This is a genomic window from Nitrospira sp., from assembly GCA_029194665.1.
GTDB lineage: Bacteria > Nitrospirota > Nitrospiria > Nitrospirales > Nitrospiraceae > Nitrospira_D.
The window spans coordinates 916,179-941,357 of record JARFXO010000001.1 but is presented as its reverse complement, the minus strand read 5'-3'; the positions used below and the strand labels follow the sequence as shown (position 1 = coordinate 941,357).

26 protein-coding genes are annotated in these 25,179 nt (G+C 56.4%); 11 read left to right on the top strand and 15 right to left on the bottom strand.

What is annotated here, in order from left to right:
* Window positions 1-38: 38 nt before the first annotated feature.
* The 4 genes from P0119_04530 to P0119_04515 are packed head-to-tail and all read right to left on the bottom strand — an operon-like array spanning window position 39 to window position 5,361.
* Window positions 39-1,289, bottom strand: coding sequence for a hypothetical protein (locus P0119_04530; GenBank protein ID MDF0665326.1), 1,251 nt, complete (start codon window positions 1,287-1,289; stop codon window positions 39-41).
* A 26-nt stretch (window positions 1,290-1,315) separates the two neighbouring features.
* Window positions 1,316-2,470 carry a hypothetical protein gene (locus P0119_04525; protein MDF0665325.1) on the bottom strand — a complete coding sequence of 385 codons (1,155 nt, stop codon included), beginning with the start codon at window positions 2,468-2,470 and terminating at the stop codon, window positions 1,316-1,318.
* Window positions 2,471-2,472: 2 nt separating this feature from the next.
* Window positions 2,473-4,275, bottom strand: coding sequence for a GMC family oxidoreductase (locus tag P0119_04520; GenBank protein ID MDF0665324.1), 1,803 nt, complete (start codon window positions 4,273-4,275; stop codon window positions 2,473-2,475).
* A gap of 18 nt (window positions 4,276-4,293) precedes the next feature.
* Window positions 4,294-5,361, bottom strand: a complete 1,068-nt coding sequence (locus P0119_04515) for a gluconate 2-dehydrogenase subunit 3 family protein (protein ID MDF0665323.1) — start codon at window positions 5,359-5,361, stop codon at window positions 4,294-4,296.
* A 754-nt stretch (window positions 5,362-6,115) separates the two neighbouring features.
* Between P0119_04515 and P0119_04510 the strand changes: the two genes are divergently transcribed.
* From P0119_04510 to panC, 4 genes are all read left to right on the top strand, one after another.
* A complete protein-coding gene (locus P0119_04510) occupies window positions 6,116-6,799 on the top strand; it encodes a type 1 glutamine amidotransferase (protein ID MDF0665322.1) in 684 nt (227 codons plus the stop codon).
* Window positions 6,800-6,928: 129 nt separating this feature from the next.
* On the top strand, window positions 6,929-8,104 hold the full coding sequence (locus P0119_04505; protein ID MDF0665321.1) for an LL-diaminopimelate aminotransferase: 1,176 nt from the start codon (window positions 6,929-6,931) through the stop codon (window positions 8,102-8,104).
* A gap of 89 nt (window positions 8,105-8,193) precedes the next feature.
* Window positions 8,194-8,748 carry a 2-amino-4-hydroxy-6-hydroxymethyldihydropteridine diphosphokinase gene (gene folK, locus P0119_04500; GenBank protein ID MDF0665320.1) on the top strand — a complete coding sequence of 185 codons (555 nt, stop codon included), beginning with the start codon at window positions 8,194-8,196 and terminating at the stop codon, window positions 8,746-8,748.
* The gene (gene panC, locus P0119_04495) at window positions 8,745-9,605 is read left to right on the top strand and encodes a pantoate--beta-alanine ligase (GenBank protein ID MDF0665319.1); all 861 of its coding nucleotides are present in this window, start codon (window positions 8,745-8,747) and stop codon (window positions 9,603-9,605) included. Before folK ends, panC begins: the two co-directional genes overlap by 4 nt.
* 15 nt (window positions 9,606-9,620) lie before the next feature.
* Here panC and P0119_04490 read toward each other — a convergent pair whose 3' ends face one another.
* The 6 genes from P0119_04490 to P0119_04465 all read right to left on the bottom strand — a co-directional run bounded on the left by P0119_04490 (window position 9,621) and on the right by P0119_04465 (window position 17,104).
* Entirely contained in the window at window positions 9,621-10,133 is a 513-nt protein-coding gene (locus P0119_04490; protein ID MDF0665318.1) for a PilZ domain-containing protein, read from the bottom strand.
* A complete protein-coding gene (locus tag P0119_04485) occupies window positions 10,130-10,564 on the bottom strand; it encodes a MazG nucleotide pyrophosphohydrolase domain-containing protein (GenBank protein ID MDF0665317.1) in 435 nt (144 codons plus the stop codon). The genes P0119_04490 and P0119_04485 overlap by 4 nt, the downstream gene beginning before the upstream one ends.
* 10 nt (window positions 10,565-10,574) lie before the next feature.
* On the bottom strand, window positions 10,575-11,933 hold the full coding sequence (rmuC, locus tag P0119_04480; protein MDF0665316.1) for a DNA recombination protein RmuC: 1,359 nt from the start codon (window positions 11,931-11,933) through the stop codon (window positions 10,575-10,577).
* 127 nt (window positions 11,934-12,060) lie between these two features.
* The gene (locus P0119_04475) at window positions 12,061-14,697 is read right to left on the bottom strand and encodes a PEP/pyruvate-binding domain-containing protein (GenBank protein ID MDF0665315.1); all 2,637 of its coding nucleotides are present in this window, start codon (window positions 14,695-14,697) and stop codon (window positions 12,061-12,063) included.
* A gap of 15 nt (window positions 14,698-14,712) precedes the next feature.
* The gene (locus P0119_04470) at window positions 14,713-16,050 is read right to left on the bottom strand and encodes a glycerate kinase (protein MDF0665314.1); all 1,338 of its coding nucleotides are present in this window, start codon (window positions 16,048-16,050) and stop codon (window positions 14,713-14,715) included.
* Window positions 16,051-16,054: 4 nt separating this feature from the next.
* Complete coding sequence (locus tag P0119_04465) at window positions 16,055-17,104, bottom strand: lytic transglycosylase domain-containing protein (protein ID MDF0665313.1); 1,050 nt, start codon at window positions 17,102-17,104, stop codon at window positions 16,055-16,057.
* A 121-nt stretch (window positions 17,105-17,225) separates the two neighbouring features.
* Here P0119_04465 and P0119_04460 point away from each other — a divergent pair, with 121 nt between their 5' ends.
* A complete protein-coding gene (locus P0119_04460; protein MDF0665312.1) occupies window positions 17,226-17,933 on the top strand; it encodes a uracil-DNA glycosylase in 708 nt (235 codons plus the stop codon).
* Window positions 17,934-18,406: 473 nt separating this feature from the next.
* Window positions 18,407-19,828 carry an OmpA family protein gene (locus tag P0119_04455; protein ID MDF0665311.1) on the top strand — a complete coding sequence of 474 codons (1,422 nt, stop codon included), beginning with the start codon at window positions 18,407-18,409 and terminating at the stop codon, window positions 19,826-19,828.
* Between the two features lie 76 nt (window positions 19,829-19,904).
* On the opposite strand, the gene P0119_04450 is transcribed toward P0119_04455, so the two are convergent.
* The 3 genes from P0119_04450 to P0119_04440 form a co-directional block, all read right to left on the bottom strand.
* On the bottom strand, window positions 19,905-20,105 hold the full coding sequence (locus tag P0119_04450; GenBank protein ID MDF0665310.1) for a hypothetical protein: 201 nt from the start codon (window positions 20,103-20,105) through the stop codon (window positions 19,905-19,907).
* 87 nt (window positions 20,106-20,192) lie between these two features.
* Window positions 20,193-20,648, bottom strand: coding sequence for a PIN domain-containing protein (locus tag P0119_04445; protein ID MDF0665309.1), 456 nt, complete (start codon window positions 20,646-20,648; stop codon window positions 20,193-20,195).
* A complete protein-coding gene (locus tag P0119_04440) occupies window positions 20,642-20,860 on the bottom strand; it encodes an AbrB/MazE/SpoVT family DNA-binding domain-containing protein (protein MDF0665308.1) in 219 nt (72 codons plus the stop codon). The genes P0119_04445 and P0119_04440 overlap by 7 nt, the downstream gene beginning before the upstream one ends.
* A gap of 426 nt (window positions 20,861-21,286) precedes the next feature.
* On the opposite strand from P0119_04440, the gene P0119_04435 reads away from it, so the two are divergent.
* From P0119_04435 to P0119_04415, 5 genes are all read left to right on the top strand, one after another.
* On the top strand, window positions 21,287-21,748 hold the full coding sequence (locus P0119_04435) for a hypothetical protein (protein MDF0665307.1): 462 nt from the start codon (window positions 21,287-21,289) through the stop codon (window positions 21,746-21,748).
* A gap of 81 nt (window positions 21,749-21,829) precedes the next feature.
* Window positions 21,830-22,417, top strand: a complete 588-nt coding sequence (locus tag P0119_04430) for a hypothetical protein (GenBank protein ID MDF0665306.1) — start codon at window positions 21,830-21,832, stop codon at window positions 22,415-22,417.
* Between the two features lie 213 nt (window positions 22,418-22,630).
* The gene (locus P0119_04425) at window positions 22,631-22,858 is read left to right on the top strand and encodes a hypothetical protein (protein MDF0665305.1); all 228 of its coding nucleotides are present in this window, start codon (window positions 22,631-22,633) and stop codon (window positions 22,856-22,858) included.
* Window positions 22,859-22,888: 30 nt separating this feature from the next.
* Window positions 22,889-23,221, top strand: coding sequence for a nucleotidyltransferase family protein (locus tag P0119_04420; protein MDF0665304.1), 333 nt, complete (start codon window positions 22,889-22,891; stop codon window positions 23,219-23,221).
* 55 nt (window positions 23,222-23,276) lie between these two features.
* Window positions 23,277-23,546, top strand: a complete 270-nt coding sequence (locus P0119_04415; GenBank protein ID MDF0665303.1) for a DUF86 domain-containing protein — start codon at window positions 23,277-23,279, stop codon at window positions 23,544-23,546.
* A 292-nt stretch (window positions 23,547-23,838) separates the two neighbouring features.
* On the opposite strand, the gene P0119_04410 is transcribed toward P0119_04415, so the two are convergent.
* Together P0119_04410 and P0119_04405 are read right to left on the bottom strand one after the other, a co-directional pair.
* Window positions 23,839-24,444, bottom strand: coding sequence for a 2,3-bisphosphoglycerate-dependent phosphoglycerate mutase (locus P0119_04410; GenBank protein MDF0665302.1), 606 nt, complete (start codon window positions 24,442-24,444; stop codon window positions 23,839-23,841).
* A gap of 68 nt (window positions 24,445-24,512) precedes the next feature.
* Window positions 24,513-25,166 carry a DUF2628 domain-containing protein gene (locus P0119_04405; protein MDF0665301.1) on the bottom strand — a complete coding sequence of 218 codons (654 nt, stop codon included), beginning with the start codon at window positions 25,164-25,166 and terminating at the stop codon, window positions 24,513-24,515.
* Window positions 25,167-25,179 lie beyond the last annotated feature (13 nt).

The window sequence follows — 25,179 nt, the reverse complement described above, 5'->3', positions numbered from 1 at the left end:
CTTCGGACGACCCCGCGCGAGCTAGACTCCGCCGGGCGCTAGTCATAGCCGCCGAACATGAACAGATTGATGTTTTCATCGGTCGCATTCATCAGACCGTGCAGATTGCCGCCTTTCAGCATGGCGAAGTGTCCCGCATGCAACGTGCGGATCTCAAAGCACCGCTCCCGCTCCGGCATCTTGCACCAATCTCCCACGACCATGTAGCCTCGGCCTTCCATCATCAGGAAGACTTCCTGATTGTCGCGATGCCGATGCAGCCCGATGCCGCAACCGCCTTGGAGCAGGTGAAGATCCATATAATCGACGGCCAAGAATTCCTCCCGTCTGGTAGCGCCCGCCTTTGTCCCGAACGCATCAAGATTCCATGGTTCAATCGTCCGGCCGAGTTCCTTGCTGCCGGCATACCGACCGTAATTCGAGAGCAGGTTGCGATATTCCAGAAAGCCGATGCCCCCATGGGGGTTGGGGCTCATCCCCACCGTTAAATAATTCTGCCAGCCGCGGAGGATCATATTGAACTCGTAGTGGTAATTCGCGCCTGCCAGTGAATCGAAGATCGACTCGCTGTTGTCCGCCCAGGCAATCTCCAGGTGCAGGGGCCGTATGGGATGCATCGCGTGGTTGGGCGCCACCTCCGCGGTGTAACGATTTTCCAGGCCTTCACGGGTGAAATCCGCCGGACCGCCTTGGATGAGATCGGTGCGTACTTGTAATTCACCGCGATCAAACGCCGACTTTCCCTTGTCATCGAGGCGAGCACGCAAATCATTCCCTGGATAACCCCAGAACTCGATTTCGTAACGATCCGAAGCAGGACTGTATGGTACAGGGATGAATCCCGAGGCCGCCGTATTCCCGACCTTGAGCCACAGTTTAATGCGATCGCCGAGCCGGTGCTTCGCCGCTTGAGAGAGCAGCGAATCCGGGCCGCCTCGGTAGGACAGGCGCAAGAACGGACCCGTCCAGTCGCCGATGCTCACGAGCCCCCGCACCAGAAACGTGTTCGTCGTCTGAAACGACCGGACGTTCTGTTTTTGGAAATCCGTCTTCACGTCCTGCTGACGCGGGTCCAGTACGTCGGCATTCGCTCCGCTCGGCCCATACAGCTCGAGAAACTGGAATGGGAACAGGTACTGTGTTTGGCCCATCAGATAGAAGTCTCGTTCGGCGGCGAGTTGGACCCGCTCCATGAGTCCCAGCAGTTTTAACAGTGGGTTGTTCTGATTGTAGTTCGGAGACGTGCCGGGCTCGACCTTGAAGATGCTGTCGGTATGGACAATAACCATAGGCTGCCTCGCGTTGGGGCTGTGAATTAGCTGCTGTGATAGAGGAACGCCACGAACTTGAGCGGTGCGCTTGCCGGATCAAGATTGGGATTGCGGATCCCGTGCATGCCGCCGCTCTTGGTAAAAATCATGCTGCCAGGCCTCACGGGAATCGCCTTGAAGTCACGCTGGCCGAGCCCGAATACTTCTCGGCTCTCTGTCGGGAACCGATCGTCGGCGATGGGATCATCACCAACTCGCAAGTAGGCGATACCTTCCCCCTGTGTAATGAAGTACAGTTCCTCGGATCCAATGTGCTGGTGGTTGCCCTCCACCTTCCCGGGCGGTACGGTGACCTCGTGAAAAAACACCATTGAGCTGCCGAACTCCCGTTGAAACAGCCAACGCATCTCAATGATGTTGTCGTTCTTGGCGTCTGGATTCTTATCGCCCTCCATCATCGCGTTGCGATAGCGGACCGGTTTGATGTCGCTCGCCTGACGAAACCAGCCGCGTTGGAAATCCAGCAGGTAATTCTGGTCTAGGACGGTGTTTTCCGGGGCGCTCGGTCCATCGCTTCGCGGCTCTTGATGTGAGCGCAAAAAATCATTGTCCCAGCCGGGATCGGCAATCACACGCCCGGACGGAAGGTCCCGGTCATTCTCACGAAAAGCCAGCTCTATGCGTCGAAGCGCCGCAAGATCGGCTAAGACAGGGTTGAAGACCTTGATCCGAGTGATCGGACGATCACGTCCCATCATGTCCAGCACGGAAAAGTCGTGGTAGCCGTTGGCTGGCGCCTCCAGAGTATCCCAAATTTCGACCTGGTAGCCGTTGATCCAGTCGTCATAGTGGAGCTTCACCATACTCTCGGGACCGTCATCCTTCTCATTTGGGTGCAGCTTGACCCATGCGAGGATCTCCTCGCGAAGGAATCGGTTCTTGAGCCGCGCCTGCTCCACCAGACGGCTGGCTCGGTATTCGAGGCGAAGCACGTTGCAGAAAAAGCTGCCGTCCAGATACACCTGAGCCTTCAGCGCGATGAGGTCGAGATAGCCTCGCACTTCTGTCACGTTGTACCTATAGCGCGAGCTGCGTGTCGCATTCAGGTACGGCGCGTGATAGATTCGGTCCGGGAAGAAGACCACTTTGAAGATGCTGTTTTCAGGACTGGTAAAGATATCATTGAACCTAGGATCCATCGTTACACCACCTGCTTGAGGAGATCAGCCACTCGAAACGAGTTCGCCTGAATCGTGAGCGTCGGATTCGCGCCTCCGGATGTCGGCATGAAGGCGCCGTCGGTTACATACAGGTTGTCGAAGGCCCAAGCGCGGCATGTCCGGTCCAGCACCGAATCTTTCTGATCGTTCCCGAACCGCGCTCCACCCAGAATGTGGTTTGCGCAGCGAGCCAGTGCATTTTCCGCCTTATACACACCGCCTTCGCCCAGCCCATTGATAACCCGTCCTTTCCGAAGGACTTCCGCGCACTGACTCGCCAATACGTCCATCAGCGCAGCGTCATGACTGTGCCATCGCTTCAGGATGTAGGCCACCGGTCGCCCCCATTTATCCGTGGCCGTAGGATGCAGCTCAATGCGATTTGTCTTCAGTGGAACCTGATTCGCCATAAAACTAACCGACAGTCCCCGGCCGAAAGTCCCATCGAGAAAATCCACAAGGGCCTGGCCGGTCATGCTCAGGTCTTCGATGAAAGCCTTCCAGAAGGTATCCAAGTCCTGGCTGCCGTGGGTGCGCGCCAACGAGAGGGGCAAGGCCCGATCGGAGGTATTGTTGTACACCGCACCGCCCGCCCACAGTCCCGTCTCTCGCAAAAAGTCGGGAGTCGCGCATTGATCGGTAGCCCAGTCGCTGTCCAGCGTGAGCGATTTGTCATATCGAAGTGGAGCGGAGACGTATGCCGAGGCTCCGCCGAAACAATGCGTCAGGAAATAGCAGCCCAGCAAATCGTTCTGGTGTATGCGCCGATCGAATTCCTGATCAAGGAGGGCCGACAGTTTCAGCAGGCGGATGCTCTCGATCGCCGAGCATGCCACTACGACGACCTTTCCTTGCACCTGCCGGCGTTGGCCGCCGGGATCGAGGTACTGCACACGTGCGACTTTGGCGCCCTGGCATTCTAAATGCGTGACCACACAATTCGGCCGGAGTTCGAAGTCCGGTCGTCCCTCGAGCGGCGCCAACAAGGCGACCCAGGTGCTCGACTTCAACCCTAGCGCATCACCGTACCGGTTGACATAAGCCGTCCTCGCCTGTTGCCGATCCTGAGGCACCTTCCGCCCACTGGGTTCATGATCCTCGGTGATGACCGCCAACGGCGTACGGTACCGGGGCATCCCAAGCGCATCCATCCCGTCGGCGACATGCTGGCTGATCGGATTCGTGTCGAGCGGCTTTTGGTAGTTATTCGAACTGAAGCGCTTTTTCTGCTTGTCGATCGTTCCATTGATGCCGACGAGCCGCTCCGCCTGGCCGTAATACGGCTCCAGTTCGTCATAGGTGATGGGCCAATCACGCGCTTCGCGCTTGATGTCCCCGGTCGAGTCGTCACGTAGGTCGGTCCGATCCTCATTGAACGATTTGAGGGTAAGATCAAGCTCGGTAAATCGCAGGGAAACGCCCCCGTAGAGTTGAGTGCCGCCGCCTACCACCTGCGCCGTATAGCCTTCGATTGTCGCCCGATCCCGGCCGTCGCTATGGTTGTAGATGTGTGGTTCATCGTTCAGGTCCGGCTCGATATGACTGCTATAATACGACACACCTGCATTCGCAACTCCCGCAATATTGATGCGCTTTTCCGTGCCGGTCGCGAGCATCTCGTCACGCTTGAAATCGCTCAAGCCGTCGTTCCGTTGATACTGCGGCCGGCAAAGAGGCCCCTTCTCCAGGATCACGACGCTCTTTCCCTCTTGTACGAGGGTATGCGCGATCGGTGCGCCGCCCGCTCCGCTGCCGATGATGACGACATCGAATGCATCCCTCATCGCCTTGCTCCTTTGTATTTAACCGTGATAATCGGGATTGCGGCCCAGAGGACGCTCCATGGCCCGCCTCCAGTCGAAGGCGCTGTCGTTCTGAGCGTCCCGGTACGTCTCTTCAAGGTATGCCCAACCCGCCGCGCCGACATTGCCGCCATACTTCGGATGAGAGAAGGCTCCGGTGTAGGTGTGCCGCCTCAGAAGCTGCAAAAAATATTGCGGATTCCCATAAGATTCATAGTCCCACCCGTTTACCCGCCCTGATGCCAGGTCCGCGTAGATCTCGATATAAGCCTCCTTCGAGAGAGCGGCGGGTTCGGCTTGTGGATAACGTTGTCGGAGTATCCGATCGATCTGACCGAGACAGATTCTGTAGTCGATTAGATGATGGTTTTCTTCCTTGGCGAGCAGCTTGTCGAGGAAATTGGCCACGCCGACCGATTCATCCAGCTGGTAGGCCAAGCTGTATTGGGTCTCTTTCGTCTGGCGGTCGAGCATGTTGTAAAACCGATTGAGAAAGTTCTGCGCGTCGCGGGTACGAAAAGGCAGAACATGGTCGGTCAAGCGGATCAGTAATTCGTATTCGTGCCGATCGAGACGGATGGGCTGACTGCAGAACTGTGTGAAAAAGGAGGACCAGATTTTCCCATTGTCCAACTCGATACGCTGCGGATTTATCGAGTCCAGAGCTAATTGACCATCCACCAGATACTGGTACGTGTGTACCTCTCCTTTGGGAACCTGCACCGATACCGCATAGTAGCCCGTCTCTTCGTCCTGCAATGTAACAGGACTCAATGGCACCGGGTCGTATAAAGCGGTAAAGGTGCCCACGACTGCAACGTGACTCGGCGTCTCTTCGTTCAAGCTGCGGTAGACAAACGTGACTTTATTGAAGCGGTAGCTGGATTCTGGATCTTGCCCGTCAAAAAACGTGTCGACGATCGGAAAGCGCCAGGCTTCGCAGACGCGCCCACGTGGGTCACCGGTCGGATATTGTCCAAAGTTGTGGCGTTCGTCAGTATTGGTCCGTGCCAGATAGCGCGTGCAGTGATTCAGAATGTACTCGTCATCCTTCTCGAGCGCTTTCATAGTGCAAGTCCTTTAAAAAAGGGACACGGTTGATGAATGTCATTGAGTTCCACAACCATAGTTCGAAGCAAACGAAGTGCCAACTTCAGATCTTGACTCTTCAATCGTGTTACTATGGCAACATCTCGTGGTCTGTATCAAAATTGATCCAGGAGATGGGAAAATTGGATACACAGTGAGAGAGCTATAATTGTGTTACTCCTTCTGAGTCTCACAATCAGGGACATTTTCCAGCGGAGGAGTATAGCAAGGGAAAACCGAAATGTAAAAACTACGTATCAAGTCATCTAAAATCTTACCGGGCGACCGATCGTTGCGTCATTTGAGAATCTTACCCTCCGACCCTGCGTGGTGCAGCCCAGCGCACCCGGTTTACGCGCTCCTTGATAGGAACCAGGGCTGTATCTGTCGGACACTGTCAGCAGGTTCTGTAACAAGGTCTGCAGAAGAGTGTATGACAGCCCGGCATCGAGTGGCCCCCCGTCATCGTCAGAGGGCACGCAAACCTGCAGAACGGATCGGCGACCGCATGTCTTGCAGGACGCACCAGCAGCCTGGTGGCATCATCGGAACGAAGCTGTCAGAATGTGAGTCACGCCGACGTTGTCTGACAGATCGAGCCTTGAATTTTACAGGCATCCTGTGTCACAAGCCTGCTCTACACCGCGATGTCTTTTGCCATCTCAATGGCGAAGCAGAGTTACTAGTGCATGAGCGTGACAGTTTGTCCTATTGATGGCCAAGGGATATGACGATGCGCTCGACCTGTCTTCAGCATGTTCCCTTTGAAGGTCCCGGAGCCTTTGCAGCGTCTCTTTCCAAGCGGGGAATGGCATTGAAGCACCATCTCGTTCCACGAGATGGGTTGCCCAGGGGTACCGGTGATCTTCTGATCGTGATGGGCGGACCAATGTCAGTGAATGATTCCGACAAGTGGATTGCCGAGGAGACAGCCTTCATCAGATCTGCATTGCTCGCCGGTACGCCGATGATCGGGGTTTGTTTGGGGAGTCAATTCATGGCGAAGGCGCTCGGCGCCACGGTACGATCAGGCAAGGCATTGGAAATCGGCATGACCCCTGTTCGCCTCACTGATGCAGGGAAACAGGACCCTGTGTTTGGGGCCGGCCCTGAGTTCTTCCCCGTCTTTGAATGGCATGGGGAGGTCTTTGACCTGCCGAAGGACTGCGTGTCATTGGCGGGTTCTGACATTGCGCCGGTGCAAGCGTTTCGCTATGGCGATCGTGCCTATGGCCTTCTCTTTCATCTGGAAATGGAGGAAAATGGGATCGACTCGCTATGTTATGAATGTGCACCGGATTTGATGAAGGCTCGTCTTACGGCACAGCAGGTCAAACGAGCCGCTCTGTCACAGCTTCCGCAGCTCCATCAAACGGCTGACCGCTTGATCGGCCATCTTCTTACCTCTGCACGTTGATTGCCGACTCTGTGCTGAAGTACCCTATCGCTTCCATTGTGAAAGCGGAAAAGCTGGAAAGTCTCTCTCTGCGCTTTCTAACCTTGTAGCTTTCCGACATGTGAACTTATCTCGAAAGGAGCCAAAGGAATGTCCGGTTTCCCGATCGAAGTTGCCACACGCATTAAGACACTACCTCCCTATTTGTTTGCCGCGATCGACAAAATGAAGCAAGAGGCCATCGCACGTGGGGTCGATATCATCAATCTCGGCATCGGCGATCCCGATCTGCCGACACCGATGCCGATCATCGACAGTTTGGCAAAGGCTGCCAAGGACCCGAAGCATCACCAATATCCGTCCTATGAAGGCATGTTGTCCTTCAGAAAAGCCGTGGCTGGTTGGTACAAACGCCGATTCAACGTGACGCTTGATCCGGCAAACGAGGTTCTCACGCTGATCGGTTCAAAAGAGGGCATTGGGCATATTCATCTGGCCTTTGTTAATCCCGGCGACGTCGTCTTAGTTCCGAGCCCCGGCTATCCCGTGTATCCCGTCGGCACGAGCTTTTGCGGAGGCCTGTCCCACATCATGCCGCTGACGAAGGCCAACGGTTTCTTGCCTGACCTCAGCGCGATCCCGAAAGAGGTGGCCAAGAAGGCCAAGCTGATGTGGCTCAATTCTCCAAACAATCCCACCTCGGTGATCATGTCGAAGGACTATTTTAAGCGCGTGGTGGAATTTGCGCAGGAGAATCAGGTGATCGTGTGTCACGATGCCGCCTATTCAGAAGTGTATTATGACGGGCGCCGCCCGGCGAGTTTCATGGAAGTCGACGGTGCAACGGACGTCGGGGTTGAGTTCCACTCTCTCTCCAAGACCTACAATATGACCGGTTGGCGCATCGGCTTTGTAGTCGGTCACAAGGAAATCTTGGCCGGCCTCGGCAAGGTGAAAAGCAATCTGGACTCCGGCTGTTTTGAGGCGGTTCAGGAGGCCGGGATTACGGCCCTAGCCATGGACGACTCGGTGACAGACAGTTTGAGAAAGACTTACCAGGATCGTCGAGATACCCTGATCCCTGGTCTCAAGAAACTGGGCTTAGAAGTCGATCCTCCTCCAGCCGCGTTCTACGTGTGGGTGACGGTACCGAAGGGCTATACGTCGACGTCGTTTACGGCGCATCTTTTAGAAAAGGCCGGTATCGTGACCACACCCGGCAATGGATTCGGCGCGCCTGGAGAAGGCTACATCCGTATGACGCTCTGCACCTCCAAAGAACGGTTGGCGGAAGCGGTTGAACGGATGAAGCAGACAGGATTCTAGAATCGCTATTCGTTAAACGTTCACCGTTAATCGCATCGTGAAAGTTCCGTCTCGTTTAACGATTCACGAATAACGCATCACGAGAGCATATGCCTGAGACCGTCTTCATCGGGTTCGGGTCGAATGTCGACGATCGAATCGATTTTTGCGATCGGGCAGTCACGCTGCTGAGTCTCCTGCCACATTCCAGGCTCAAAGGGGTCTCACTGCTGTATGAAACGGAGCCGGTTCACGACGGAACCAATCCAGGTGAAGACTGGTTCCTCAACGGGGTGGTGCAGCTTGAAACGAATATCACGCCACGCAGTCTCTTAACGATCCTACAAGAAGTCGAACGCTCTCTTGGTCGGGATGATGACAACCGGTCAGGTCCTCGCACGATCGACCTGGACATCCTCTTTTATGGCGAGCGTGTGATCAAAGAACCAGGGTTGACCGTTCCGCATCCTCGTCTCTATCAGCGACGATTTGTCCTCATGCCGATGAATGAGCTCGATCCGCTGTGGGTGCATCCGACGCTCAAACAGTCGGTCGCGCAGTTATTGACGGACGTTAAGGACCAGTCCCAAGTACGTCTCCTCTTCCCCCAGCCTTCGACGAGATACGGTTCACGCCCAGGCTGCGGTTCACAACCTGGCTCATGAAGATCATTCGCTCCCTTACAGCAATGGCAGCTTGGAGCGAGGGACTTGTTCGCGAAGGCGTGAAGATTGGATTCGTTCCGACAATGGGAGCCCTCCATGAGGGTCATCGGGCGCTGATACGGGCGGCGCGGTTGCGATGCGATGCACTGGTCGTCAGCATTTTCGTGAACCCCACACAGTTCGGTCCTCAGGAAGATCTGGCCAAGTACCCCCGCCCTATCTCTCAGGATCGAGCCCTATGCCGAAAAGAAGGCGTAGATATCTGTTTTGAGCCGACCGTAGAGGCGATGTATCCGAAAGGATTTCAAACCATCGTGACGCTTCCGACGATTGCATGCCGGTGGGAAGGGGAGGTGCGTCCTCATCACTTTTCCGGCGTTGCAACCGTCGTGACAAAGCTCTTCGGAATAATCCGCCCTCGGATCGCGCTATTTGGGCAGAAAGATTTTCAACAATCGGTACTGGTCCTGCAACTGGTGAAGGATCTGAACCTCGGTGTAGAGATTGTAGTCTGTCCTACCGTGCGTGAAGCAGACGGACTGGCGATGAGTTCACGCAATGTCTATCTTTCAGCGGATGACCGAATTCGTGCCGTCACGTTGTACAAGGGCCTACAGGCAGGAGCTGAGGCGATTCGAAGCGGCGTCACCGACGCGGAAGCAGTACATTCAGCGATGGTTCAGGTCGTCAAGACGGAACCGACCCTTACGATCGACTATCTGTCAGTCTGCGATCCGTATACCTTGGAACCGCTTTCCGATGTGCGGTCGCGAGTTGTGCTACTTGGCGCGGTGCGGATAGGATCCGTTCGGCTTATCGATAATCTTCTGGCCGCTCTGCCACGGCGGTCTACCTGATGCGGTGAGGTACCCTCAAGAGAGGAGATTCGAGTGGAGGCTTTGTCCTACCAGCAAGCTGAGGATCACCTGACTGAGGCGGTTCTTGTCATCCGCCACCATTTCGAGGAATCGGATGCCCATCGATTCCGGTCGCGAAGAACAGACCATGGCCGACCCAATCTTAATGGGTTCTTCGTCTGAAGCCGGTTTGATGACGAGTCCGATACAGGTCCCCTGAGGCAAGGTCGTCGTCGTCTCGAGCGTGCACCCCCCCATGGAGATATCCGTCACACGGTGGTCATTCCGTACGGCATGCTCTGCGAGAAGGTTGGCGCGGAACGACACCGGCAATCGTTTGTATTGCCGGCGATCCGCGGCTGAAGTCCGGCCAGGAAGCTGATTCCGATAGGTACGGAAGCGTGTGGTGCAGAGTTGGCACCGGAATGAAAATATCCTGAAGCGATTCAAGAGTCGCTCCAAGGGTCCTTCGTCATAAACGACTCGGACGAAGGGGGTTCCGCAGCTTGGGCAGTATGGATCTTTCATGAACTCCGAGGCATACCGACCGGGGTACCATGCATAGGTAGCCGCTCCGCCACCAGTTGCTCCCGCTGTACCTCCATAATCGATTCGATATCAGCCGGCGAGTACGTCGGCGGCTTCACCCATTTCCCATCGGCCCGCTTGTAGCCACCGACTTTGCTCAGATTCGACCGATGCACTTCCTGAAACACCGGTTCCATATCGATCCCGTAGGACACCGCAGTTCCATAGGTCACATACAGGAGGTCCGCCATTTCTTTCGCCACCGCGGCGAGATTTCCGGCGGCCATCGCCTCCTTCAACTCATCGAACTCTTCCTGAATGAGTCGAACGCGAAGCTGTTTCGTCTCCTCATTCAAATCCGTCGGGACCGGTCGCACTACAATTTCGAACTTCTTATGAAATGCTTCGACCATGGCTTGTTCGTCTGTCATCTCCACTCCTTCATTCAACGTCAAACGGCAAGGTCTTGCGGGGAACCACTTCCGTCGGCCCCAGCACCGGGATGTCCCTATCCGACGACACCCCCAATTCCTTGAAGCGCCTTGCTGCTGGCAGAATGCGTGTCTCAAGAGAACCGACGGCCCGGTTGTACGCAGACACGCTCTTACCGAGGGCCTGGCCGACATCGTTCATATGTTCGGCCAGTATCGCCATTCGTTCATACAGTTCTTTGCCCAACCGACCTGCTTCCTCCGCATGGGCGGTCATGCGTTCTTGGCGCCAGCCGTAAGCGACCGCTCGAAGCAACGCAATGAGCGTCGCCGGGGTCGCTAATACGATCCCGTTTGCAAACCCCTCCTCAATCAGACGGGGATTTTGATCCAGCGCCGCTCCGAGAAATTGCTCCCCCGGGAGAAACAACACGACAAACTCCGGCGCACGGTCGAACTGGGTCCAGTACGCTTTCAGAGACAGTTCGTCCATGCGACTTTTGACCTGAGCGGCATGGCGGCGCAATGCCTCCGCTTGTTGGGTCTCGTTTTGGGCTTCATGGGCATCGAGGTAGGCCGAGAGTGCGGTCTTCGCGTCCACGATAATTTGGCGCTCTCCGGGCAACTGGACGACCATATCTGGGCGGAAACGGCCATCGTCGCCGTTCACAGACGGCTGTTCGACAAAATCGCAATGGTCCACCATACCAGCGAGTTCAGCCACTCGCTTCAACGTCAACTCACCCCACTGGCCCCGCACGGTCGGAGCCCGTAACGCTTTCACTAGATTGCCTGTCTCCTGCTGCAGTCGGTGTTGCGATTCCGCTAACGATCGTAGATGTTGATCCAATCCACCATAGGCCGACTGACGAGATTGTTCCAGCAAACCTACTTGCTCGGCATAGCGTTGCAACGATTCCTGGAGCGGGCGTACCAAGGCATCGATCGCCTGCTGTCGTTGCACCAAGTCACGGTCCGCTTTGACATGCAAGGTTTCGAACGACACGGCGGCGAGCTTCAAGAATGCTTCGTTATTTTGCTTCAATGCCTCGCCGGAAAGAGCCTGGAACGATCCGATGAGTTCTTGGCGCGTGTGGTCGATGAGGGACTTCTGTTCCAGAAGTTGTCGAGCTGTATCTTCCATCCGAGTTTCCGCCGTCACTCGGGCCTGTTGAGCTACGGCCCAGGTTTGGCGTACCGACACGAGGGTGTCTCGTTCCCGTTCGAGTTCCTTTCGCAGTTCGTCCACGGTTGCCTCGGCTCGTTGAGCCTGAATCCGCAGGCGACCGGTAATCAACGGACCCGTCAGCAGACCGCCCAGGACTAGTCCTCCCACGAAGCTTATGGCAAGAATAACTGTGTCGGGCATGCTTGACCCCTCTCACAAGTATCGAAGCACAAACTCCTATATGTAGCGTTATAGCGCGATAATTTTCTGGAGAGTACGCAATGGATTGAGAAAGGTCAAGGAAGCAGAAGGCCCCGATCGATCAGCTCTATCTGCCTTCCTGTTGGGGGGACGACTCGGTACAAATGGTCCCTGACGCGGCGTCGATTGTGATGCGCTGCCCATCAGCAAGCCGTGCCATGGCTCCTTTCACGTTGGCGATGGTCGGCAGTCCGTATTCGCGAGCGATGATGGCTCCATGAGACAATGTGCCGCCCATTTCCGCGACCAAGCCTCCGGCAAGACCGAAAAGAGGAGCCAATCCGGGGTCGATAACCGGGACCACCAGAATCTCTCCCGGCATCACCCTGGTCCAATCCGCCGGCGAACGGACCACTCGCACCGGACCTGCCACGGTTCCGACGCTGATCGGCGTGCCCGACAAGACGCCGTTCCTTTCAGATTTGTCGGATATCACGGTCTGTTTGCTCGAGGTTTCCCAGTCGCGGATCGTGTCCGGTACCTTGAGTGCTGCATCGTGATCTCGCTTGGCTCTCCGGGCCGTGATCACGGCCTTCCAGTCTCGGGTGTCTCCTGCCAACAGGTCGTCCCGGTCGCCGGTCGTCAGAAAAAAGATGTCGTCAGCCTGGTGGAGCCGACCCTGCTCGACCAGAAGGTCTCCGAGGCGCACCAAGAGACTGCGGAGGGCGGTCGAGTAATACATCAAGTGGTGTCGATTGGCTTCACGCAACGCGAAGAAGCGACAGACCCTTCGGTAACACCACGTAAAGACGATCCACCTATGGTAGCGCAGCCCGATGCGTTCTTTGATCCGAGCCAGCGCAGCGGTCCTGGCGTTGCCCTGACGCAAGAGGATGCTCCTCTGTGAAGGAGAGCCGGAGGTGAGTTGAGTACGCACGATAGCCAGAATCGAGTCAGGGGTATCGGCGAGACGTGGGGACATGAGGTCTGATTCACCGACTGCGCGATGGCCATAATCCTCCAAGTACCTGTCGAAGGTCCGTAGGAATTTCGTATTGGCAAGAGTCTCGCGAAACCGTGCAGGTTCCCATGGCTCCGATGTGAGAAATGTGCCTGCAGCCGGTTCGTCTCGGGCGATATCCGTCAGCCCGGCAAGGCGGATAATCTGTTGTGCACTGATGACGGTTCCTTGTCCTTGGAGAGCGGCGTTCAACAAGCCTCTCCAGTCTGGTCCGACCCACCGAGGCAGGAATCGGCTGAAAATCCCGAGGCATTGGCCGACGCCACCGACAATGCCGAACGTGACGTCGCGGCCCTCTAACCAGGGGCCGAACTTGTCGATCTCGCGCACGAGATCTTCCACCGACAGGTGCAGAATTCGCTCACGGCGATACGTCGCAGCCAGATCCTTCATTTCCCGGAACAATTCTGGACCGGCCCGCTCACCCCGCCGCATTTCCGCCCACATCACCCACAAGGCACGAGCAAGCGCCGCCCCGTTGATCGGCTGTACCTTGGGGATGGTTTGCAACGGTTCGCCGCCCATCTGTTCGGCATTCAGCGATGGGTCTCCGCCTAGTTGGGCTATCAGGATATGGAACAGGGTCACGTTCAGATAAGGGCGTCCTCGCAGGACACGGACCGGCGTAAGCCCCTCGGGGATACGGCATCCAAGTCCTCGATAATGAGAAAGGATATGGCGGTCCATGAACCGTTCAAGAAATGAGAGACTCAACAGACTCGGCAGTTCGGGCAAGGTCTCTTTGAAATTCGTTCGCGACCACTCGCAGTCGTCGTTCGTGAGATTGGAAGAAGGGCGAACCCTCGTAATCGGCCTGGCCTGTAGGAGCCACAGTTGTTCGGCATTGAAGGCCCATTCGAGATCGACGGGGTGACCGAAGACCTGTTCCACCCGTTTCGTCGTCTGTGCGAGGGAAACGAGCTGTGCATCGGTGAGCGATGATTGGATGTGGATCGCGTTGCCAAACCGTTCGACTTGCAGCCCTTCCTTGGAAACGACCAGTTGTTGGGAGTGATGCGCAAGGATGCGCTTGCGAACCGAGATCGGCTGCTTGTCATGAGTGACCTCCACGACATACTGGTCCGGCTTGACTGTGCCATCGACCAGCGATGCTGCGAGACCAGGTACGGCGTTGATCGTCACCTGATTCGATCGCCCGGTCACGGGATGTATTGAATAGGCCACTCCCGCCGATTGAGCGTCGATCATCGGTTGGATCACCACCGCCATCCGTGGAGCGGTCTGGTCCTTCGTGTGAGCTACGTAGCTCACCACCCGTTCTTCCCACAGTGAAGTCCAGAGGTCCATCACCGCAGCATCAATGTCTGACAGAATCACGCCCAGGTGAGTGCGATAGAGTCCGGCGAAGCTGGTGTGAGCGGCATCCTCATTCGTGGCTGATGATCGGACGGCCCAGCGTTGGCTTGGCGGTAGACTGAGAGCTTGGAGTGTCATCCTCCATTGAACGGCAAGTTGGGAAATTTCTGCTTGTCTGATGCGAGTCCGGCAATCGCCTAGCGCCGACGCCCGCTCGTCTCCAGATAATCCACGGGCCCTCTGCCACTCCTCATTCTCGACAAACCCTAAGGTCTGCAAGCACTGGATGTACGCTTCTGTCGTGACGCAGAACCCTTGGGGGACAGAGAAGCCGGCCGCGATGAGCTTTGCGAGCCCGATGGCCTTTCCTCCTGTGAGAGTGACATCGAGACACTGAATCAGAGGAAGGATAAGGGGACGGGCCATAAGTCGGCATAGTAGCTAGAGCAGCAGGACAAGGTAAAGGTCGTTGACATTTGTTCCAGTGGGACCGGTATGGATGTGACATCCAAGAGTTTTCAAGGCAGGATAGGTATTGTGTCGACTCAAGGATGAGCGGAGATCAATGCCGAGTTTCGTTGCTCGCGCGACAGTGTTTCCGGTGACAATTGCTCCGGCTGCGTCGGTGGGTCCGTCGGTTCCGTCGGTGCCCAGTGCCACGACCCATGTGTTGGGGAGGCCGGCGATCTCGAATGCCGCAGCAGCGGCGAATTCCTGGGCACGTCCACCCCTTCCATGACCCGTGACCGTCACCGTGGTCTCGCCACCCGCCACCACGCAACAGGGGCGTTTCAAGCCACCAGGTCCCTCCGTAAGCGCCTTGGCAAGATCCGTCAACTGCTTCGCTGCTGCGCGCGCTTCTCCCACGATAGGGTCAGAGACGAACTTGGGGTGGAGCCCTGCCTGCTGTGCGGCGCGCGCGACCGCTTCCAGCATCATCCGGTTGTTGCCGATGATGTGATGCTGCACGGAGCGCAACCGCCGTGAACCAGGCTTCAAGGTCTCCGGCACATTTCCTGTTCGGCCTCGGCACAAGTAGCGACGTACGGCGGCAGGCACGGCATGCCAGCATCTATACCGTTGCAACACTTCCACTGCGTCCGTAAACGTCGAAGGATCGGCTGCTGTGGGTCCCGAGCCGATAGAACCGAGATCATCGCCGAGAACATCCGAGAGTAGGAGCGTTACAACCTTCGCCCCGGTGGACAGGGCCAACCCGCCACCTTTGACCAGTGACAAATGTTTCCTCACGACATTGATCTCATTGATTGTTGCCCCGCTGCGGAGCAGCAGGCGCGTCGTGCGTTGCTTGTCGGTCAGCGTGATATCTGCGACTGGCGCCGGGAGCAGGCTCGATGCACCTCCGGACAAGAGAACGAACAACAGATCGCGAGGGGCAAGGCCTTGGATCAGAGCCAGAAGCTGCTGAGTGGCCTCAAGGCCAGCACGATCCGGAATCGGATGACCGGCTTCGACCACGGTGATCCGTTTGGTGGCGAGTGCGTGGCCTGTCTTGACGACGACGAGTCCATCTTCCAATCTTGTGCCTAAGGCTGCCTCTAATGCCTGTGCCATCCTTGCCGACGCCTTGCCGGCGCCGACCGCTGCTACACGATCGACACACGAAAGGTCGTAGGTCCTACGTCCCACTCGCAAGGAATGTCCATTGAGTGAGACGCTAGTAAGGACGGCCTGATACGGGTCGGCAGCATCCAGACCTGCGGTTATCAGCTTTTGAAGGAGTGGCCGTGCAGGAGAGGAGGGAAGGCAAAGCCGCATGGCGCTAGGGAATCTTTTCTTGTTTGAAACAGCGGCTAGGACAGGTCTGCCGGGGCACGCGGATTTGATAGGTGCCATGAGGGAGCACATCTTTCTTAAACTCAGGATTCAGCATCTTGAGCTCGAGGAGGTACGTGCCGAATTCTTCGGCGATCGAGGTCATCGCGCGATGGGATTCCTTAATATTCACTGTGATGGTTTCAATCTCAAGCGGCATGTAGAGATCCTTCTTGGTCAACCCGAGATACTTCTCCGGTTGGGAGTAAATTTCTTTCGCGGCGATGATACGGGGGACATACCGCAGGGTCTCGCGTGGGCCATGCATCTTCCAATAGTCGGAAATTTTTTGCTCCTTGAGCAGCTTGCGGATTCGTTCCTCGCCGGCGTTGTAGGAGGCCATAGCCAAGAACCAATCGTTGTCCTGAAAATCCTTGAGGTACTTGAGGTACTTCACGGCCGCTTCGGTGGACATTTCGAGATTTCGACGTTCATCTCGGACTGCGTCGCTCTTCAGTCGATACCGGCGTCCGGTGGAGGGGATGAATTGCCATGGACCGGACGCCTTGGCTCTCGAGTAGGCGGCTGAAATGCACTTGCTCTCGACCAGCAACATATATTTGAGATCATCCGGTAAACCGGCATCGGACAGCTGCTTTTCGGCAGGAGGGAAACAACGTCCGGTCCGTTTGGCGAGGATGATGCTTTCACCTGCATCTTCCAAAAATTGATAGAACTCGTATTCGACCCGTTCTCTCACCTGCCAATTATCCAGAGGAACCGGTACTCCAGCAAATGTGATCTTGTCGGGCAGCTTGAATGAACTCAGAAAGAACCGCTCTCCCTCGCGTTTGATCTCCGGTAAAATGACCAGCCGATCCTCCGGTTCCGGTTGTGAGTCCAGCACCTCGGGCAAGAGAAGATCCTTCTCGCTTTCTGGTTGTTGGCCATTCGTATCTGTTTGGTCGAGTGCCGCCGATACTGAACTGCCTATCAATAGGATAGTGAAACTAATCGCAATCGTAGGAAGTAAGGATTGCTTGCGGCAGGTCATCATTCGCAGTCTCCTCCATGGCGTACGAGCAGGAACTCATAAAGAAACGCGAAATCATGCTAACAGCTCACTCCATCACCGGCAAGGAGAATAGGGTTCCTGCTCGTGTTACACTGTCGCCTCTATGAGATCCCTGACAGTTCTGAACAAGACTATCACCGAATGCACGGCCTGTCCCCGGTTGGTTGTCTATCGAGAGGCGATTGCACGGCAGAAACGGAAACAATATCGTGATTGGACCTACTGGGGGCGGCCGGTTCCCGGCTTCGGAGATCCCGGCGCGCGGCTCTATATACTTGGGCTCGCCCCAGCGGCACACGGAGGGAATCGAACCGGGCGTATCTTCACTGGTGATCGAAGCGGTGATTGGCTGTATGACGCATTGTATCGGCATGGATTCGCCAACCAGGCTGCATCCCAATACAGAGACGACGGCTTATCGTTGACGGATTGTTACATCGGAGCGCCCGTGCGGTGCGCACCGCCGGATAACAAACCGACGCCGGATGAGTTTGAACGCTGCGGTCGATTCTTGCAGGAGGAGGTGTATCTCCTGAAGAATCACCGCGTGGTGATTGCTCTGGGAAAGATCGCCTTCGATCATTATCTCAAGATCTGCCGGACCCAGGGGCGTGCCACGCCGACGCCGGTCCCCAAATTTGGCCATGGTGTCGTCTATCGCTTACCCTGGGGTGTGACGCTGCTGGGTTCCTATCATCCCAGCCAACAAAACACGTTTACCGGGAAATTGACTCGCTCGATGTTTCACGCAGTGTTTCGGAGGGCGAGAAAAGAAATTGGGTTATCGCGTAATCGAGTGGATCGATTGTGATCATTTCAGCTCTCCCGCAACATGACTCAGAAGGAGGTCAGTCACGTAGGAGACTTTTTTCACTCTCCCATATCCGATCCACCAGATATGGTGTAGCCTCTCCTGATACGTACCATTACGTTTGCGTATTGAACCCCGTCACGTCCATGCCTCATTGAACCCATTCTCCGGCACCGCTTGGACTGCGGGCTGAAATCGACGCGAACAAAAATCCCCATTGCAAAGTAGCGCCAGACGGCGTATAGGACATAGCAAGACATTCTAGCACCACCCAAATTTCAAGAACGCGTAACAGTTATAGCTCCAGGGTTTTTGTCGAATCGCCTTCTTCTCCTTCGTGGCGGACGTTTTACCTGGTCAGGGGGAGGGGTGTTTGCCGATCGTTGGACTTTGAAATTTCGAATTCTTTGAACCTATTCCTATTTGTAGAGTTGCCGCCACCTATCATCTTTATTCTAGTAGTGAGGTGAGACATGATTACAAAGCTAATCGCCTTCGCCTTTCTCTTCACCCTCACGGTGAATGGACAGGAATTGAGTCTGGCCGCCGCCGATCAGTCTATTGCCGAGAACCAGCCGACCACCATGCGATCGGACAATGGTCAGAGTTCACCCATGGCCATGCTCGTCGCGTTCCTGAAACCGGCGGATGTTCGGCAGGCCCAACAGGACAACGAGGGGGGCTCGTACGTCCATAAAATCGACAGCGACGATACCTCTCCTGCTGCTTCAACCGCCTCGATTACTCCTATTACTTCCATTACCGTAGACGCTCCCCAGAGCCAGGTTTCGGAGGCAGACAAAGAGACCATGCGGTTGGAGCAACTCTTAGAGCAGCTCACAATCAAGGAGAAGGAGTTGGCCCTCCTGCGAGAAAGAACGGCAGCGGCGGCGAATCAGGTGAATGTCGAGAAGACCCGCGCGGAAACGTTGGAAGCGCAGCTGAATCAAAAGGAGCAGGAACTCGCGGGGCTCTGCACCCAACGAGACACCCACCAAGAAATGTCGCAGGAGTTGAACCGGACAAAGAGCAGACTGGAGTTGGCCAAACAGCAAGTCAACGACATCGAGCGACAATTTGTCATCAGCAACGACCAGCTCGACGAAGCGATGCAACGCATTGCGGACCTCGATTTGATGTTGGTGGCGAAAGAGCAAGAATACCAGCTGGCCAAGGCCAACCTGGACTTGGAAATCGCCGCTCGAGACGCTCAGCTGACACAGGCGAAGCGCTTGCTTGCGAGCCTGGGGAAGAGCTTACCGAAGCTGGCCAAGCAGGATCCCTCAAACAAGAATGCGGTTCCTCGGCAAGCCGTCGCGACGGCACGAGCTACGATCGACCTCACCAAGGTCAACGAGAAATTGGTGACCGCGCTCCAGGATGAGCTCAAACGGGGCAGCGTGGTGTTGGAGCAACGCGGAGACAAGTTGACCCTTGCGTTGTCGTCGGGCGAACTGTTCCCCAAAGGGCGAGCGACTATGACACCGACGGGAACCTCCTTGGTCAAGCGAATCGGCGTGGCCTTGCGTAAATTTCGTCCTCAAAGCGTCGAAGTTGCTGGACATACTGACAGCACACCGGTCAAGTACGATACTCGGCGGCCCTATAAGGACAACACTGAGCTCTCTCGGGCGCGGGCCGAACATGCCGGCAAGGCTCTGATCAAGGGTGGGGTAGCTGCCGACCGAGTCAGAGCTGTCGGGTATGCGGACTCCCGTCCCATCGCGACCAACGACACGGAGGAAGGTCGGAGCAAGAACCGACGGGTCGAGATTGTTGTCAGCCAGTCGCCTGAGCCGATCGCTTCCGCTGGTGAAAAGGATGCTCAAGGCGCAAGCACCAGCCAAAACACTTCCCCATATGGAGGAATGGTTCGAAAAGTCGTGAACCGCTGATTCTGCACTCATGACCATGTCGGCCAACCACTGGCCGACATGGTCATGCCGTTGTCCCAGTACCCGCACCGATCCCCTATCGCTTCGTCAATAACGCCTCCGGAACGCCAAACCGTCGCCGCTCTGTATCCGTTAGTTCCCGCCCGATGGCCTTCTGCAATTCGGTCGCGAGCTCATCCACCGGGCGACAGATGACGCAGCGCCACAGCCGCGCGGTCTTGAAACAGAGCCTCGATAGGAAACGGGCGATTGCACTCGCCACTATCTTAGCAATCAAGGATGACTCTCCATTTCCGTAGTCCAGGATGAAAGGAATGGATACAATGAAGTTTGAACCGTTTCGAGAGAGGCCCCTGCAGTGAGACTAGACCAGGTCATCCACGATGATGCACTCAATCTCTTTGACTCGCCGCAGCCCGTGATCATTCCCGTAAAAACGAACGGCTTTATGGCCGATGGCCGTTGCGAGCTGTATAGCATCCGGCGTGCTGAGACGGTAGCGGGCACGCAACTCAGCGGCTCGATCAGCCAGATTCATCGTCAGTGAGACCCACTCGAGCTTTGGATAGGTGGTGCTCAGAGCAAAAATCTTTTGAGTCAATTCCTCCTTCTGATCACGATACGGCTGAACCAAGAGCTCCAGAAGGGTCACGGTCGACGTGACCGCGGGATTCTGCCCCCGTTCAATGAGATCGAACAGAGTTGCACACCAAACCCCATACCGTGGATGGTCTTCCAGGAAATAGATAAAGACATTGGTGTCAAGACCGATGCGTTGGCGTTGGGTGGGAAGACCTTGGGACAGGGGCGTTCCTACCACGATCGTCGCTCTCGCTTCAGGTAGTCGCTGGGATAGGTCCCCTTGGCAAGCCCCTGCAAGACCTTGGCATACCGTTTCGGCTTCGGCATGATCAGCGTCAGGTCGTCCTTGACGACCACCAACAATTCATCCCCCCCCTTCACGCCCATCGCTTGCCGAGCTTCTTTCGGGATGACAATTTGATTTTTACTACTGAGCTTCTGAACAGCCATCGTACCCCTCTTGTGCTCGTGCTTTACTTTATCACAGCAACGTAAAGCACGGCAACGTTGCCGCGACAACTGATTACTCGCGCAGGGAACCAGACACACACCTTTTCAGACAAACGTCGATAGGCGAAGCCTTCCGGCTGGTCCCTCGTTCTTGTTCTCGCTCCAACAAGGGCACTGGTCCGTCGGCAATAAGTCAATAGTCATGCCTGACCCTAGTTTCTGATGTCCCACGCGCCGGTTGATATGCCGATCCGCATAAGAACCCATGAATCATAGTCAGACAGTTGCAACTCGTGCAACCAACGACACAAATGACGTATAGTGTCCGAACGTTCGTCGCGTGTTACGCGGATTGAAACAGCCAGATGCCGCGCTTATGCGGATCGGTCTAAACATTGTTGGGCCGCCCACAGGTCGGGGAAGCACATGAACCCAGAAATCATCCCAACCATCCTCGGCGCAACTGCGAGTCTTCTCGGTGCCGCCCTCGCCTCGACCGAGCTTATTCAGCGACTTGTTCGGATTCTGCTGAAGCGTGAGGAGCCGCAGAAGCCGTATTCGGAGCGACTGGCCGAACTGACCGAGAATCTGTCCAAGGCCTCACGCGAAGTCGACGCCGTGCTGGCTGAACTGGCTCAGGTCGCGAAGGATCGCGCCCAGGCAGCCCAGCAGCTTGAAACTGACCTTGCGACCATGTCTGGGCGGGAAAAGGAACTGAAGGAGAGAATCGATGCCCTGGAGAAGACGCCCTTGGCGGTTGCCGAACACTTTGTGAAGCTGGTGGCGCCCGGTGAGAAGAAGAGCGCCATGCGAGACTATCTGCTGTTTGGGGCGGGCGTGGTCGTCTCGACAGCCATAGGCATTGCGATCCAGGTGTTTGTGCGATGAAGCGGCCTAACAATCGGCTTCAGCGGACGCCCGCAAGCGGGCACCGCTGAGCCGAGACGTTGGGCGTTGTGAAGGAGCACCGTGACTGACCAACCAGAGCAGGGAGCCCTTGGCGCTTCGGTTGACGCGCTGCGACGAGACGCTGAAGTGTACTTCGATCGAGCTGCCACAGCTCTGGCGGAGTTCCCTCGCCCAGACCAGTGGGCCCGTCCTGATCGCGACCATTTCTGGGCGGAATTGCCGGCGCCAGTTCGGGAGGAAGCGGGAAAGTTGGTGGAACGCCTGCTCGCGCTGGCTGGACCTATCGCCGATGCGGTAAGGAACGCATCTCTGGCGTCGGAGGCTGACCAGCGAGACGTGATGACGGGCACTAAGGCACTGCGCGCCGCACTACTGCTTCGCCAGTTTCGCTCATGGACGGCCGAGGTGCTCCACGACGAGGGCACAGTCCTGGGTGTTCAGCCAGCCGGGCAATCCGACGATGATCCGAGCCCTCCCGAGATTGCCAGGCGCAGCTTCGCCGATTGGGCTGGAAAGATCGCGGATATCCTGGACTTGGTTGCCGCCTCGCGCGGACTTGGGCCGTCGGGAAGAGAGGCTCTTTCTTCAGCGCCTGCTCGCTATCGCCCTGGCACCGCCTTCATCATGATGTCCATGGATAGGTCTTGACCAGAGCTCGTCGACGTTGCTGACACGGTCAAGCAAGTCTTCGAGCAGTTTGACGTTCGCGCCGTTCGGGCGGATGACATCGAGCACGAGGAGCAGATCACGACGCGAATTCTCGGCGAGATCGAGACGGCTGAGTTCTTCTTTGCCGACCTGACAGGCGGGCGACCGAACGTCTACTACGAAGTCGGTTACGCGCATGCCCTCAAACGTCGCGTGATTCTTTACCGAAAGGCCGGTACGGGGCTGCACTTCGATTTGGCAGGGTACAACTGCCCCGAATACCAGAATCTTCGAGACCTGCGGGAAAAGCTCACTCGACGCCTCGAGCACCTGACGAATCGGCAAGCGAGAGCGGCTGGTTCTGCCGCAACTGCCCCAACGACGCCCAACACGCCGCTCCGGCCGCCCGGCAGGGCCGGCGACCGAGCGGCCGGCCGTTAGGCCTTCCGCCTCGTATCAGTCGGATGTTTCGTGTATATTCTCCACCTGAGCAAAAGTTCTCTCACCCGTGACGAGGCGATCCGGCGGCTGCAAGCCGTTGAGTCCGAGATTCGATGCCTCGGCGTTCGTCGGCTAGCGCTCTTCGGATCCGTGCTTCGCAACGAGGCTCGCCCCGACAGTGATGTTGATGTGCTTGTCGAGTTCGCTCCGAGAGAGAAGAGCTTCGATCGCTTCATGGCGCTGGCGGATCTGCTCGAAGACACGTTGGAGCACCGGGTTGAGGTGGTCACCACTGAGTCACTCTCACCTTTTATTGGGCCGCACATCTTGGCCGCGGCAACGGATGTCCTTCGAGCCGCGTGACTACCTGCGGCATATTCTCGTGGAAGTCGAGTACCTCCTCGATTAGAGTCAGAGTCTGACCTATGAGCGTTTCGCAGCTGATGAGACGTTGCGACGTGCGTTCGTGCGGAGCTTGGAAATTATCGGCGAAGCGGTGAAGAACCTGCCCGAGGAGTTCCGGGCATCGCATCCCGAGGTTGGATGGCGTCCGATTGCTCAGATGCGCGACCGTCTGATCTACGGGTACTTTGGGGTGGATTATCAGCTCGTATGGGACGTGGTGCGCGAGAAACTTCCAGAACTGGAACGTAGCATTCAGCGGATCATTGATTCACAGCAAGCCTAACCAGAGAGTTGAGAAGGACCCGGCACGCCGCGTCTCTCACCCGTAACCTAAGGCGTTTCTGCGCGAGTTTTCCATATGAAAGCCATCTCCTGATATGTGCTCACAGGGCCCGACGACCTCGTTTGGAGGCCCTCGAACATCATGCCCGTTCCAAATGCGGGCTTCCTTGAGAGGAGCGGAAGCCAAATTCTTGGGGCGAGACTATGGCGATTTCCCCTCTCGAAGCGCCAATACGCTGCACAGGCATCCCAAGATGGAAGAGTTTTATCTTGTGATCGAAGGCGATAGGTGATTACAGATAGCGGTGCGAGAGCACCTTGCCGGTTTTGTCAAATTCATAGAGCAGCGGCACGCCGGTCGGAATGTTCAGCTCAAGGACCTCTTCCCTCGACAATTGGTCCAGCTCCATCACCAACGCACGAAGACTGTTGCCATGCGCGGCAATGATGATGGTCTCTCCCTTCAGCAGATGAGGTTTGATCATCTTCGCATAGTACGGCAAGGTGCGTTCGGCCGTATCTTTCAGGCTCTCTCCACCAGGCGGTTTCACATCATAACTTCGGCGCCAGATTTTCACTTGCGCGTCACCGTACTTCTTGGCGGTTTCGGCCTTATTCAGACCTTGGAGGTCTCCATACATCCGTTCGTTCAGCGCCTTGTCTTTTTCAACGGGAATAGTCGTTTGCCCGAGGACTTCCAGTACAATTCTCAGCGTTTCATTGGCCCGGGTGAGGACGGAGGAGAAGGCCCGGTCAAAGGCAAACCCGCGGAGCTTCTCGCCGGCTTGCTTGGCTTCTTCGACACCTTTTGCGGAGAGCGGCACGTCCACCCAGCCGGTAAACCGGTTCTCCAAGTTCCATTGCGATTCCCCATGTCGAAGCAAGACTAATCGCGCCATCACCTATCCTTTGTCATCAACCCGAACATCCGATCAGGGGCCAAAGCATACTGAATTGCCGTGCCAAGTCAAGTCTGTGACAGCCGGACTGCTTGCTTGGCCGGTCGGCCGGGCGATTTATCCAGATCGGGCGGGCCTTCTTGAATCATCTTCATCAGTGTCGCCAGGAAGATGATGTAGAAAAACACGCCGACCCAGATGACGTAGGGCTGTACCCCGCCCGATTCTTTCAATGCGGTTTCTTGCGCGGCACGATCCACCCGATCGGCTTTCTTGATGTCCCCGACGTGCTCTCGGCAATGCCAATAATACAGATAGTTCGCGGTTGCTCCCGCCATGATGCTCCAGACAATGCCAGCGGAAAAATCTCCCGTGAGATAGGTCGAAATCATCGGGCCGACCGCATAGACGAACGCGTGCAGGTACATCTTCCGGTACAGAAACCACAGGAAGGAAATGTAGAGAAACGCCGGCCAGTTCCACGAGAGGGCGAACTTCGGCCGGCCGTGTGATGAAAATTTCTTAAATACGGTCAGGTAGTGGTCGGCGTTGGGGCCGATGAATTGGCGCCACAACGTCTCGTCGTCCTGAATCGGCTGAGCGGCGGGAGCCTCAGGGACGGCCTCGGCGACAGGCTTGGTCTCAGCCAGTTTGGTTCCGCACTGATGACAGAATTGGGCCTCGTCGGGGTTCTGTTGATTGCACTGTCTGCACATCATCATGGCGACGCAGCTT